This is a genomic window from Streptomyces sp. NPDC001515, from assembly GCF_053597115.1.
On record NZ_JBSFHN010000032.1, the window covers coordinates 14,708 to 28,659 of the forward strand.

Consider the following 13,952-nt stretch of genomic DNA (forward strand, 5'->3'; position numbering starts at 1 on the left):
GCGGGGACGGTGGCAGCGGTCGACTCGGTCGAGGCGGTCGTGACCGTCGCGACCGCCCGGGGTCGGCTCGGTCAGACTGCGACGAGGACCTTGCCCCGGTGCGCGGCCGGGTCCGTGTAGAGGCCGGCGTACGCGGCGGGGATGGTGTCGAAGCCGTGGTAGACGGTGTGGTCGCAGACGACCTCGCCGCGCCGGACCCGGCCGCCGAGATCGGTGTGCAGGGCGCGCCAGTTCTCCTCGGTGAACCACTCCAGGGAGAAGATGCCGCGGACGGTGGCGCGCGGGAACATCAGGTACGGCAGGAGGCGGGGGCCGGTGTGCTCGTTGCCCACCTGGGTCGCCCACTGCCAGCAGACCGCCACCTGGGCGCCGACGTTGAGGAGGGGGAAGACGGCGTCGGTGACCGCGCCGCCGAGGTTGTCGAAGTACCGGTCGACGCCGTCGGGGGCGGCCCGTTCCAGGGCGTCGCGGACGCTGTCCGCGTCGTCCCCGTGCCGGTAGACGATCACCGCGTCGAAGCCCAGCGCGGCGAGGCGCCCGGCCTTCTCCGGGGAGGAGGTGGTGCCGACGACCCGGGCCCCGTCGAGCGCGGCGAGCTGGCCGACGAGGCTGCCGACGGCGCCGGAGGCCCCGCTGACGACGAGGGTGTCGCCGGGGCTGATCGTCATGTATTTGGTGAGGGTCCCCCAGGCCGTCATCCCGGGGCCGCCCATCACGCCGAGGGCGGTCGGCAGCGGCAGGGCGTCGTCGTACCAGTCGGGATCGAGCCTGCGGTAGGCCGGGAAGACCATGGGGAAGGTGCCGGTCCGCCAGGGTTCGGGCGCGCCGGTGGAGATCAGATGGGTGCGCCAGCCGCCGAAGCCCTGGACGAGGTCGCCGACGCGGTGGGCGGCTTCGGGTCCGGCCTCCACCACCTCCATGACGGAGTCGGCGCCCATGTGCCCGCCGATGGGGGTGTCGAGGGCGATGCCCTGGAGGTAGGGGTCGACGGAGACGTACCGCGTGCGCAGCAGCATCTCGTCGGGGGCGAGGTCGACGTCGAGGTGCTCGACGACCTTCTCGTAGACGCGGCTCACGTCGGGGACGCCCTCGACGTGTTCGCGGAGCACCCATTTCTCGGTCTTCATGGTTTCCTCTCCGGCGGGGCGGCGGGGCGGACGGGGACGGGGATGACGCGGTGGGTCGGCGGGGGCGCCGTGAGGTCGACCGAGGCGGTGAAGGGTCTGCCGTCGTCGCGGCAGACGAACTGCATGACGTGACGGCCCGCGGCGGCGGCGCGGATGAGGCCGCCCGTGGTGGCCCAGACCCCGGACTGGTAGAAGTCGCGCAGGCCGGGGAAGCCGGGGCCGTGCTTCTTGATCAGCTCTTCGAGGGTCTCGCCGCTCTCGACGAAGGGCTGCCAGCCGAGGACGGTGCCGTCGTGGTTGGCGGTGTAGCGGACCTGGGTGAGCGGGCTGGAGACGTCGCGGACGACGATCGCGTCGCGCAGGCCGGGGTGGCGCCGGTCCAGGAAGCCGATGAGGGCTTCCCGGGCCCGGTGCTTCGCCGCGTAGTAGCCGCGCCCGTGCCGTACGGGCAGGGTGTGCAGCTCCTTGCCGCCGCGGACCCGGGTGACCTGTTCGGGGCCCTCGTCCAGGGCCCGCCAGGGGGCGATGTCGCAGAAGTAGGTGGCGTAGACGACGGTGGTGCCCGCCGGGGAGAGTTCGGGGTAGTGGCTGCTGCGGAACTGGACGTTGACGCTGTGGTGGCGGATGCCGGTCAGTTCGGCGGCCAGGGCCTCGTCGATGAGGTGCGTCGTGCAGGGGTCGCCCTCGGGGAAGGGACGGTCGAGGCCGAGGAAGAGGGTGAAGTAGCCGGGGAAGACCATGCCGGGCCGGTGGATGGTCTCGGTGTAGAGCCGGTGGTAGTCCTCTCCGAGGTAGCGGCCCCCCAGGAACTTCATGGCCGTCGTGTAGCCGTCGCAGGCCGAGACGACGATGTCGGCGCGCAGTTCACGGCCGTCGCTGAGCCGGACGCCGGCCGCCCGGTCGTCCTCGACGATCACCGACTCGACCTTGGTGTTGTACGAGACCTCGCCGCCGAGCCGCAGATAGCGGGCCTCGATCGAACGGGCGAGGCCGAGGGAGCCGCCCTCGGGGACGCCCGCGGACAGGTTGGCGTGCGAGGCGAGCTGGAAGTGGAACGGGAGGACCGGGAAGGCCGGGTGCTTCTCGTAGAGGATGTAGTTGAACGCCTCCCTCAGCAGCGGGTCCGTGAACCGGGCCGAGAAGTCGCTCATCAGGACGGTGATGGTGGTGCGGACGGCGTTGGCGTAGGGCAGGAACGAGGCGAGCATCCGCCAGCGCTCCCGGCGGCCCATCAGCCCGACGGGTTTGAGGAAGGGGTAGACCGCGAGTGCCTTGCGGAAGCTGCGCAGGTGGCCGCAGAACTTCCGCACCAGCCGGGCGTCGGCGGGCGAGAGGGCGATCAGATGGGCTTCGAGCCGGTCCGGGTCGGAGTAGAAGTGGACGGCCCGCCCGTCCGTGCCGCGCACGATGTTGAAGACGTCGAAGTGGCGGATCTCCTTGCCCTGGAGGGCTCCGAGCTCCAGCCAGATCTGGTGCATCTCGTTGCCGGGGCCGCTGCCGAGCAGCCAGCTGACGCACCCGTCCAGGGTGAAGTCGCCGCGCTCCCAGGCGGTGCAGCAGCCGCCGGGCAGTTCGTGCATCTCCAGGATGCGGGTGCGGTAGCCGTTCATCCGGGCGTAGACGCCGGTGGAGAGACCGCCGAGCCCCGCCCCGATGATGATCATCGTCTTCCGGTCCCGGCCCGCCGGCCGGGACCGGCCCGTTCCCTCGCTCATGAGTCCTCGCTCTCGCGTGCCGACCACCGGTCGAGCTGGGGCAGCCGTCCCAGCATCCGGGGGTGCCACGGCTCGGTCCCCTCGCTCTCCCAGGCCCGGAACTCCAGGCCGAGTTCGCGGCAGAGGTACTGGACGGCGAAGCGTCCGGTGGAGGCCGCCCTGATCAGTCCGCCCATGCCGGCCCACTGACCGGCCATGGAGAAGCTGCTCAGGCCCGGCAGCCGCATGCGGTCCCTGCCGACGAGCCGCGACGCGACGTCGTCGGCGTCCGAGAACGCCTTCCAGGCCAGGATGGAGCCGCGCAGATTGCCGGTGTAGCGGTGGGTGGTGGCGGGGGTGGCGACCTCCAGGACGTCGATGCGCTCGGCGATGCCGGGCGTGCGCCGTTCCAGGAAGTCCCGGACGAAGTCGGCGACCTGGCGTTTGCGCTGCCGGTACTCCGCGCGGCTCTCGGTCCGCAGCTCCTTCCACGAGGTGTAGTCGCTGAAGTAGGTGCAGTGCAGGACGGAGTGGCCCGGTGGGGCGAAGCCTCCGGAGTAGCGGGAGCGGGCCTGCACGACGAGGCTGTCCTGGAGCGCGCCGGGCAGCCGGCCCGCGTCGTGCGGGCCGAGGAGATGGGTGGTGCTGTGCGCCTCGTCCGGCTCCACGTCGCCGCGCAGTCCGACGAAGGCGGAGACGACGGCGGGGAAGAGCGTGCCGGGGCGGTGCAGCAGGTCGGTGTAGAGCCTGTCGATGCGGGGTCCGGTGTACCGGCCCCCGAGCAGGTCGTAGACGGTGGTGTGCCCGTCGCAGGCGGAGACCACGTGCTCGGCGAAGTACCGCCGCCCGTTGCGCAGTTCGACGCCGACCGCCCGGTCGTTCTCGACCAGGATCCGTTCGGCGCGGGCCCGGTAGGTGACCGTGCCGCCCAGTCGGCGGTACCGCTCCTCGACGGAACGGGCCAGGCCCAGCGAACCCCCCTGCGGGAAGCCGGCGTTGCCGTGGTGGGCGGCCGCCATGTTGAAGAGGTACGGCAGCAGCGGGAAGCCCTCCGGGTCCTGGAAGAAGATGTTGCGGAACGCCGCGCGCAGCAGCGGGTCCTGGAACCGGTCGGCGAAGACGTGCATGGGGGTGGCGGCGGTCCGCCAGAACAGCCGGAAGGCGGGGAGCACCGTGCGCAGGGTGCGGGCCCTCTCCCCCACGGTGCGCAGGGCGGGCGCGGTCAGGAACGGGTACAGCTCGATGCGCAGGAAGCGCCGCAGGTCCCGGGTGAACGCCCGGATGTGGGGGGCGTCGGCGGGCGAGAGCTCCAGGAGGTGCGCCTCCAGCCGGTCGGGGTCGTTGTAGAAGGTGACGGACCGTCCGTCCGCGTCCTCGACCTTGTTGAACAGCTCGAAGTTGGTGACCGACTTGCCGTCCAGGGCGCCGAGTTCGCGCCACACGCGGTGGGCGTCGTTGCCCGGGGCGGTGCCGATGAGCCATTCGATGCAGTAGTCGAAGAGGTAGCCCTCGCGCGACCAGGCGGTGCAGCACCCGCCGGGCAGGACGTGTTTCTCGAAGACCCGGGTTCTGGCCCCGCTCATCTGGGCGTAGCAGCCGGTGGAGAGGCCGGCCACGCCCGCGCCGACGACGATGACGCGGGGCGGGGTGCCGGGGGCGCGCCGCCTGCTGGTCCAGTCGTCCGGGTACTCATCCGCCATGGGCCGGTTCTCCCGTCAGGGCGGACCGCACGAGTGCGGCGTTGCGGGGCAGGTGCTTGGCGTCGAGCAGGTCGGCGTGGCTGCCGGAGCCGCGCAGGACGGCGGTGCCGGTGGTGGAGCTGCCGTGCCAGGTGCCCTGTTCCCCGGCGGCGTAGAGGGCGGCCTTGTCCTCGTCGGTGATCACGCTGACGGTCGCGGCGACCGTGCCGGTGTTGGGGGTCCGTCCGCAGAAGGCGAGGTACTCGGCGGCGTGGGCGAGGGTCTCGCGGGCGACGGCCTCGGAGCCGGTGTGTTTGCGCAGGTGCTCGGCGAGTTCGCGTTCGAAGACGGCGATGCCGGTGGCGTCCGGTTCGTAGGGGGTGAGGATGCGGCGGGAGTCGAGGATGACGACGTGGGCGACGCGGCGGCCCCGGCGCTCCAGTTCCTTGGCGGTCTCGAAGGCCAGGTTGCCGCCGAGGGAGTAGCCCAGGAGGAGGCAGGGGTCCTCGGGCCCCTGGGCGGCCTCGACGAGGTCGGCGTAGCGGGCCGTCTTGTCGTCCCCGGGGAGGTAGTTGAAGCCGATGACGGTGTGGTCGGGGAGGTGGGCGGCCAGGCCCCGGTAGACGAGGCCGTGGCCGCCGGCGGGCGGGAAGCAGAACAGGGCGGGGCCCTGTCCGGCGTTGAAGGTGAGGAAGGGCAGGTCGTCGGTGTCCGTGCCGTGCAGCACGTCCTCTATGGTGGCGGCCATGCCGTGCAGGGTGGTGACCTGGTAGAGCCTGCTGACGGGGACGCCGACGCCGAATTCGGTGCGCAGGTGGTGGAGGAGTTCGATGAGCTTGATCGAGCTGCCGCCGAGTTCGAAGAAGTCGTCCTCCAGGCCGACCCTCTCGCGTCCCAGGAGGGCCTTCCAGTGCCGGGCGACGCCGATCTCGTACAGAGTCACCGGCTCCGCGTGGGGCCGGTCGCCCGTTGCGGCCCGGGGGGCGGGCAGCGCGGCCGTGTCGACCTTGCCGTTGGCCGTCAGCGGCAGGGCGGGCAGTTCGGTGTAGTGGGACGGGATCATGTAGGAGGGCAGGGAGCGGGCGAGATGGCGGCGCAGGCCCCGGACGTCCAGGGTGGCGCCGGGGGCGGTCACGCAGTACGCGCAGAGCGCCGGGTCTCCCCCGGTGTCGGTGCGTACGGTGACGACGGCCCGGACGAGCGCGGGCCACTGGGCGAGGTGGGCCTCGATCTCGCCGGTCTCGATGCGGTGGCCGCGCAGTTTCACCTGGCCGTCGGTGCGGCCGAGCAGATGGACCCGGCCCCGGGCGTCCCAGCGGGCGATGTCTCCGGTGCGGTAGAGGCGTTCGGGGCGGGCGCCGGGGCCTCGGCCGAGGGTGCGGGTGACGAAGCGCGCGTCGGTCTGCCCGGGGTCTCCGGCGTAGCCGAGGGCGACGCCGGGGCCGCCGATCCAGAGTTCGCCGGGGACGCCGGGCGGGACCGGTTCGCCGTGGGTGTCGAGGACGTGGAGGGTGCTGTGGGGCAGGGGGCGGCCGATGGGGACCATGGCGCCGTCCTCCAGGTCGTCGACGGGCCCTTCGAAGCAGGCGCTGTCGATGGTGGCCTCGGTGAGGCCGTAGGAGTTGACGAGCCGGGTGCCGGGGCCGCACAGTCCGGCCAGCCGGCGGTACTCCCCCACGCTCCAGGCGTCCGAGCCGACCACCAGCAGCCGCAGGAAGTCCAGTCGCAGCCCCTCGCGCGCGCAGTGGTCCATCAGGCCGCGCACGACGGCGGGGACGAACTCCGCGCAGTCCACACGTTCCTGACGCATGGTGCGGTAGAGGCGGGTGGTGTCGAAGAGGAGGTCGCGGTCGGCCAGGACCAGGGTGCCGCCCGAGCACAGGGCGCGGACCAGGTCGCCGGTGAACACGTCGAAGGACGGGTCGGCCATTTGGAGGTGCGTCCGCACGTCGGTCTCCAGCCGGTACTCCAGCCGCCACGCCTCGTACGCGGAGGCCAGGTTGCGGTGGCTGACGCGGACGGCCTTCGGGCGGCCGGTGGAGCCGGAGGTGGTGATGACGTACGCGGGCGACTCGGGGCCGGCCGCGGGCCCCGGCCCGTCCGGGTGCGGGGCGGTGCGGGTTAGCTCGGCGAGGGTCCGTGTCGGGACGGCCCAGGCGCCCTTGTGCTCCGGCGCGGCGTCGTCCGCGACGACGACGAGCGCCGCGCCGGTGGCCGATACGAGGTGGGCGAGCCGGTCGACGGGCTGACCGGGCCGCACCGGGAGGTAGGCGGCACCCGCCCGGAGCACGCCGAGCAGGGCGACGACCAGCTCGGGCGACTTGTCCAGGCAGAGCACGACCACGCGGCCCTCGCCCACGCCGAGCGAGCGCAGCCGTGCGGCGGTCTCGTCGGCCCGGCGCAGCAGTTCCGCGTAGGTCAGCAGGCGCGGTGCGCCGCCCGGTGAGGGGAAGGTCACGGCCACGGCGTCGGGGCGTTCGGCGGCCCTGCGTGCGATCAGCTCCTGCACCGGTACGACGTCCGCGTCCCCGGCCGGTGCGGTGAGCGGCAGGGCCGGGCGGCTCCACTCGTCCAGGATGCGCTCCCGCTCCCGGTCGCCGAGCATCTCCAGCCGGGAAACGGGCCGTTCGCCCGGCGCACGGGTCATCCCGTCCAGGATGCGGACGTAGTGGCCGGCCATGCGGCGCAGCGTCTCGGGGAGGAAGAGGTCGGTGTTGTACTTGAACACGCAGTGGAAGCGGCCCTCCGCCTCGTCCTCGTAGGCGGAGAGGGTGATGTCGAACTGACCCTCCTCCTCGGGCAGTTCGATGTACTCCAGGCGGTATCCGTACTGTTCGGACGCCACCTTGTGGGTCAGCAGGATGAACATCGCCTGGAAGACGGCGGAGCGGCTGGGGTCGTGCTGGAGGCCCAGTTCCTCGACGAGGAGGACGAAGGGGTACTCCTGGTTGTCCAGACCGCCGAGCACGGTCTCGCGGACCTGCCGCAGCAGGGCGGCCACGGTCGGGTCACCGGTCAGGTCGGCGTGGAGCGGGAGCGGGTTGACGAAGTAGCCGTAGACGGAGGCGAAGTCCTGCCGGGTGCGGCCGGTGACCGGGCTGCCGACGACGAGGTGGTCCTGCCCGGAGTAGCGGTGCAGCAGGAGGTAGTAGGCGCTGAGCAGCACCATGAACGGGGTGACGCCGTGGGTCTGGGCCAGGGCGTGGACGCGGGCGCTGAGCGCTTCGTCGAGGACGAAGAACTCCGAGGCCCCGTTGTGGGTCTGGACGGCCGGGCGGGGCCGGTCGACGGGCAGGTCCAGGAGCGGGACCTCGGCCGGCAGGTGCGAGCGCCAGTAGGCGAGCATGCCGGCCGCCTCCGGCCCGGCCAGGAAGGCGTTCTGCTGGTTGAGGAAGTCGAGGTAGCGGGCCTTCACCGGCGGCAGTTCGGGCTCCTGGCCACGGCGGAGCGCCTCGTACACCGCGAGGAGTTCCTCGATGAAGGTGAACGTGGAGATGGCGTCGGAGACGATGTGGTGGACGGCCTTCATGATGATCCAGCGGTCCGGGCCCCGCTTGAAGAGGCGGAAGCGGACCAGGGGGTCGTGGGCGAGGTCGTAGGGCTTGCGGTACTCCTGGACGATCGTCGCGTGGATGGACTCCCAGTCCTCGCCCTGGACGTCGAAGAGGGCGAGGTCGGCCGGGGCTTCCTCGGAGACCTGCTGCACGGCCTGCCCGTCCACCATGAGGAAGTTGGTGCGCAGGGCCGGGTGGCGGGCGATGAGCCGGCGGACCGCCTCGAACATCAGGTCCGGTTCGAGGGCGGCGTGGACCTCGACGGCCCCGCCGATGTTGTAGGCGTACCCGTCGGGGTTGAGGTGCTTGAGGAACCAGAGCGCCTTCTGGTTCTGCGTCAGCGGGTAGCTGCGCTCGTCCTCGTGGAGGGCGACGGCCGTGCCCGTCCCGTCGGTGTCGTCGGCCGAGGCGAGGGCGGTGAGGCCGTCGTGGAGCTGGCCGGCGAGTTCTCCGGCCGGGGTGCCGCTGAGCAGGGCGACCACGGGCAGGGCGACGCCGAGGTCGGCGTGGATGCGGGCCCGCAGCTCCATGGCGAGGAGGGAGTCGAGGCCGAGGGCGCCGAGGTCGGTGCCGGGGTCGACGCGGTCGGGGGCGGTGCGCAGGACGGTGGCGGCGAGCGCGGCGAACCGTTCGGTGACCAGGGTCCGGCGGGCTTCGGGCCCGGCCGCGCGGAAGGTGTCGAGGAAGCCGTGACCACCGCCGGCGTCGCGGGGCGGGGCGGCGGCCGCCACGAGATCGGCGACCAGCGGGGGCGGGGACGGGTACCAGGCGAGGAAGACGGGCCAGTCGACGACGGTGGCGACGACGAGCTGGGCGTGGTCCTGGCCGATGACGCGTTCCAGGACGGCCATGCCGGCCTCCGGGGACAGGGAACTCATGCCCCGGCTGTGCAGATAGTGGTCGACCAGGCCGAGTTCCTCGATCATTCCGGTGGCCCAGGGGCCCCAGTCGAGGCTGAGGGCGGGCAGCCCCTCGGCGCGGCGGTGGTGCGCGAGGGCGTCCAGGAAGGCGTTCCCCGCGGCGTAGTTGGTCTGGCCGGCCGTGGTGAGCAGGGAGGCGATCGAGGCGAACAGCACGAAGTGTTCGAGGGGTTCGTCCCTCAGATGCCGGTGCAGGAGGTGGGCGCCGACGGTCTTGGGGTCGTGGACGGCGTCGAAGGCGGCCCGGTCGAGATCGGCGACGAGGGTGTCGCGGACCTGTCCGGCCAGGTGGAACACCCCGCGGACCGGCGGGGCCCCGCTCGCGCGATGGACGTCGAGCCAGTCGGTCAGGGCGTCCTCGTCGGTGATGTCGAGGGTCGCGAGGACGGGCTGGGCGCCCAGCGCCTCCAGTTCGCGCAGCAGGCCCGTGGCCCGGCCCTCGGGGGTGGCGGGGTCGAGTCCGGCCCAGGTGTCCCGGGGCGGTACGGGGGTGCGGCCGACGAGGACGAGTCTGCGGGCCCCCCGGCGGACGAGGGTGCGGCAGAGCAGCCGGCCGAGCGCGCCGAACGCGCCGGTGACCAGATAGCTGCCGTCGGCCCGCAGCAGGGGCGGCAGCGGACGGGTCAGGCCCTCGGCTGGGCGCAGCCGGCCGGTGAGGCGGCCGCCGTCGCGCAGGGCGATCTCCGTCTCGTCGTCGCTCAGGGCCTCGGCCAGGAGTGCCTCGGCGTCGGCCCGGTCGCCGTCCGGGCCCGGGCTGCGCCGGGGGTCGAGGTCGATGAGCTTGCCGGGGTGGCCGATCAGCTCCTGGTGCCGCAGGACGCGGCCGATGCCCCAGGCGGGAGCCCCGAGGGGTTCGGGTGCCTCGCCGGGCAGGGCGGGCTGGGCGCCCCGGGTGACGATGTGCAGCCGGCCCCCGTCGCCCCGGGCGGCCAGCAGGCGGGCGAGGACGATCAGGGAGTAGGCGCCGGCTCCGGTGTGGTCGCGCAGGGCGGTCCCGTCGCAGGTGGCGAGGGCGGGGGCGTCGAGGTTCCACAGGTGGAGGACGGTGCCCCGGAAGGGGGCGCCCTCGCGGTCGAGGTCCGCGAGGAGGCGGCGCAGATCGCGGTCGGACGCGGGGTCGACGGTGTAGGCGGAGCCGTCGGCGGAGGCGGTGTAGGCCGGGCCCCGGCGTACGGTGCGGCAGCGTTCGCCCCGGGCGGCGGCGAGGGAGGCGAAGGCGTCCGCGACGCCCCCGCCGTCCGCGAGGAGCAGCCAGCCGTGGTCCGGTGCGGGCGCGTGCGGGGCGGCGTCCGGTGCGGGCGGTCCGTTCCGTTCGGTGCCGGGTCCGGCGGGCTCGGGACGGGCGGTGGGCAGGGGCGGGCAGCCGGTCCAGACGGGTTCGACGAGCCAGGAGTCGATGGTGGTGCGGGCGACGGCGGTGGCGGCCTTCTCCACGTCGGCGGCGCGGAATCCCTCCACGCGGCCCAGCGGGGTGCCGTCGTCGCCGTACAGGGCGAGGGTGCCGAGGGTGGTGTCCGCGTCGGCGGGGAGCAGCGTGGCATGCGCCCAGAACGGCTGGTCCCCGATGGGTTCGAGGGCGATCTCCTCCACCGAGAGCGGCAGCCTGATCCCGGTGCCCGGGGCGGGGTCTTCGAGGACGAGCGGGGTCAGCAGGGTCTGGAAGCAGGCGTCGAGCAGCACGGGGTGGAGGTGGTGGTCCCCGGCGTCGCCGCCGAGCGCGCGCGGTGGGCGGATCCGGGCCAGGGCCTCTCCGTCGCCGATCCACACCTCCTCGATGGCCCGGAAGGCGGGTCCGTAGTGGTAGCCGAGGGCGGCCAGGGCCGTGTAGCAGTCGGGGCCCTTCAGGCGGCGCCGGGTGCGGGCCCGGATCGCGTCGGCGTCGAGGGGCGGGGTGGTGCGGCGGCGCTGTCCGGTGCGGACGGTGCCGGCGGCGTGCACGGTCCGCTCGCCGTCGGGTCCGGTGGGCGAGGCGATGGTGAAGGTGGCGTTCTCCGGGGAGAGCGCCACCTCGATGGTGCGGTCCTCGCCGTCGGGCAGGAAGAGGGCCTTGCGCAGTTCGATGCCGGCGAGGACGGCGGTGGTGCCGCCGGTGAGCCGCAGGACGGCCTGCGAGGCCATCTCGATGTAGCCGGCGGCGGGGAAGACGACGGTGTCCTGGATGCGGTGGTCGGCGAGGTAGGGAAGGTCCTCGGTGTCCAGGCGGGCCTGCCAGGTGGGTTCCGCCGCGTCGGTGCGGCGGCCGAGGAGGGCGTGGTCGCGGTGGCCGAGGCGGACCCGGGCGACGTTGGCGGGCTCGGTCCAGTAGCGGTCGCGCCGGAAGGGGTGGCGGGGCAGGGTGACGGGCCGGCCGGCGGGCTGGAGCACCGACCAGTCGACGGGGACGCCCAGGGTGTGGAGCGCGCCGAGGGAGGCGGCGAAGCGTTCGCTCTCGTCCTCCCCCCGGCGGATGGAGGGCAGGGTGGTGGCGGTGGCGCCGGTGGCGTCGAGGCATTCGCGGATCGCGTGGCCGAGGACGGGGTGGGGGCCGATCTCCAGGAACAGCCGGTGGCCGTCGGCGGCGAGCCGGTCGACCGCGGAGCGGAAGCGGACCCGGTCGCGGACGTTCCGCCACCAGTAGGCGGCGTCCAGTTCCTCGCCGCGCGCGGTTCCCTCCGTACCGGTCAGATAGAGCGGGACGTCGGCCCGGCGTGGTTCCAACGGGGCCAGGGAGCGCAGGAGTTCGTCCTTGATGCGTTCCATGCCGACGCTGTGGTAGGGCACTTCGACACTGAGGAACTTCACGAACCGCTGTTCGTCGCGCAGTTCCTCGGCCAGCCGGATGAGCGCCGCCTCGTCTCCGGCCAGGGTGATCGCGGTGGGGCTGTTGACAGCGGCGACGGAGACCCGGTCGCGGTAGGGGCGGACGCGGCGCTCCGCCTCGTCCTCGGCCAGGCCGACGGCGAGCATGGTGCCGGTGCCGGCCAGGGTCTGCTGGAGGCGGCTGCGGTGGACCGCGATCCTGACCGCGTCCCGCAGGGAGTAGACGCCCGCGGCGTGGAAGGCGGCGATCTCGCCGGTGCTGTGGCCGACGACGGCGTCCGGGCGCACCCCGTACGACCGCCAGAGCGCGGCCAGGCCCGCCTGTACGGCGAAGTTGGCGGGCTGGGCGAGCCATGTCCCGCTCATCCGGGAGGCGGACTCGTCGGCGGTCAGCTCCTCGACCAGGGACCAGTCCGCGAACTCCCGCACGGCCCGGTCGCAGGCGATGACGGTGTCGCGGAAGACCGGTTCGTCGGCGAACAGTTGGCGGCCCATGCCCCACCACTGGGGGCCCATGCCGGTGAAGACCCAGACGAGTGTGCGGTCGGCGCTCCCCCGGGCGCGGCCCCGCACGACGCGCGGGTGCGGTTCGCCGCGTCCGTGGGCGGCGAGCGCCTCGTCGAGGGAGGCGGCCGAGGAGTAGACGACGGACAGCCGCTCGGGCAGGTGCTGGCGGCGGTGGGCCAGGGTGTGGCCGAGGTCGTCGAGGGAGGGGGCCGGGCCGTTGTCGCCGGCCAGTTCGCCCCGGATCCCGGCGGCGGCTTCCGTCAGGGCGTCGGGGTGGCGGGCGCTGAGCGGCAGGATGCTCCACGGTCTGCGGGCGGGCGGGGCGGAGCGCGGGGCCGGCGGGGCCTCCTCCAGCACGACGTGGGCGTTGGTGCCGCCGAAGCCGAAGGAGTTCACCCCCGCGCGGGCGGGTCCTTCGTGGTCGGGCCAGTCGGTGGCCCGGGTCGGGATCTCGTACGGGAGGGCCGCCGCGTCGATGGCGGGGTTGAGGGTCTCCAGGTTGATGTGGGGCGGGATCACCCGGTGTTCGAGGCTCAGCACGGTCTTGATCAGGCCGGCGATCCCGGCGGCGGATTCGGTGTGGCCGATGTTCGCCTTGACCGAGCCGACGTAGGCGCGGGCGCCCGGGGCCCGTCCCACGGCCAGGGCGCGGGCCAGGGCGTTGGCCTCGATCGGGTCGCCGACCGGGGTGGAGGTGCCGTGCGCCTCCATGTACTGGAGGTCTCCGGGGGTGATGCCCGCCTCGGCGCAGACCCGGCGGATCAGGTCGACCTGGGCGTCGGGGCTGGGCACGGTGATGCCCGGGGTGCGGCCGTCCTGGTTGACGCCGCTGCCGAGGATCACCGCGTGGATCCGGTCCCCGTCTCGTACGGCGTCGTCCAGGCGCTTCAGCGCGACCAGGCCGACGCCCTCGGCGCGTACGTAGCCGTCGGCGGTGGCGTCGAAGGTGCGCGAGCGGCCCCCGGGCGAGAGGAACCCGCCCTTGGTCTCCGCGATGGTGTACTGCGGGGCCATGTGGAGCAGGACGCCGCCGGCCAGCGCGAGATCGGTCTCGCCGCTGTCCAGCGCCTGGCAGGCCAGATGGACGGCGACCAGGGAGGAGCTGCACGCGGTGTCGACGGAGAGGCTGGGGCCGCGGAAGTCGAAGCAGTACGAGATGCGGTTCGACACCATCGTCATCATGGTGCCGGTCGCGGTGTGGGCGGCCAGGGTGGTGAAGTCCAGGTCGGCGAACTGGAGGATCTTGTAGTCCAGGGTGAACGCCCCGACGTAGACGCCGACGTTGGTGCCCGCGAGCGCGTCGGGCCGCTGGCCGCCGTCCTCCAGGGCCTCCCAGGCCACTTCGAGCAGTTTGCGCTGCTGCGGGTCCATGTGGTGGGCCTCGCGGGGGCTGATGCCGAAGAACGCGGGGTCGAACGCGTCGAAGCCGTCGATGTATCCGCCGCGACCGCCCACGAGGCGTCCGGGTTTGTCGCGGTACCGGCTGCCGAGGGTCGCCGCGTCGTAGCGGTCGGGCGGGGTCGGCGTGACGCAGTCCTTGCCGGTCACCAGGTTCCGCCAGAACGCGCGGTGGTCCGAGGCACCGCCGGGCAGGCGGCAGCCCATCCCGACGATGGCCACCTTGGACCGTAAGGTCCGGTTCTCGGCGTCGGACATGTCGAACTCCTCACAG

General features: G+C 73.3%; 4 protein-coding genes. All 4 read right to left on the reverse strand.

What is annotated here, in order from left to right:
- Nucleotides 1-71: 71 nt before the first annotated feature.
- Genes ACWCXC_RS28590 through ACWCXC_RS28605 form a run of 4 tightly spaced genes read right to left on the reverse strand, consistent with a single transcriptional unit; the run spans nt 72 to nt 13,936 of the window.
- Complete coding sequence (locus tag ACWCXC_RS28590; RefSeq protein ID WP_450890936.1) at nt 72-1,127, reverse strand: MDR family NADP-dependent oxidoreductase; 1,056 nt, start codon at nt 1,125-1,127, stop codon at nt 72-74.
- Entirely contained in the window at nt 1,124-2,842 is a 1,719-nt protein-coding gene (locus ACWCXC_RS28595; protein ID WP_450890937.1) for a phytoene desaturase family protein, read from the reverse strand. The genes ACWCXC_RS28590 and ACWCXC_RS28595 overlap by 4 nt, the downstream gene beginning before the upstream one ends.
- Entirely contained in the window at nt 2,839-4,521 is a 1,683-nt protein-coding gene (locus tag ACWCXC_RS28600; RefSeq protein WP_450890938.1) for a phytoene desaturase family protein, read from the reverse strand. The genes ACWCXC_RS28595 and ACWCXC_RS28600 overlap by 4 nt, the downstream gene beginning before the upstream one ends.
- Nucleotides 4,511-13,936, reverse strand: coding sequence for a non-ribosomal peptide synthetase/type I polyketide synthase (locus tag ACWCXC_RS28605; protein WP_450890939.1), 9,426 nt, complete (start codon nt 13,934-13,936; stop codon nt 4,511-4,513). Before ACWCXC_RS28605 ends, ACWCXC_RS28600 begins: the two co-directional genes overlap by 11 nt.
- Between the last annotated feature and the right edge of the window lie 16 nt (nt 13,937-13,952).

What these genes read in the sequence shown, in the direction of transcription:
- ACWCXC_RS28590 (WP_450890936.1), bottom strand. Translation starts at nt 1,127, where the DNA reads ATGAAGACCGAGAAATGGGTGCTCCGCGAACACGTCGAGGGCGTCCCC.
- ACWCXC_RS28595 (WP_450890937.1), bottom strand. Translation starts at nt 2,842, where the DNA reads ATGAGCGAGGGAACGGGCCGGTCCCGGCCGGCGGGCCGGGACCGGAAG.
- ACWCXC_RS28600 (WP_450890938.1), bottom strand. Translation starts at nt 4,521, where the DNA reads ATGGCGGATGAGTACCCGGACGACTGGACCAGCAGGCGGCGCGCCCCC.
- ACWCXC_RS28605 (WP_450890939.1), bottom strand. Translation starts at nt 13,936, where the DNA reads ATGTCCGACGCCGAGAACCGGACCTTACGGTCCAAGGTGGCCATCGTC.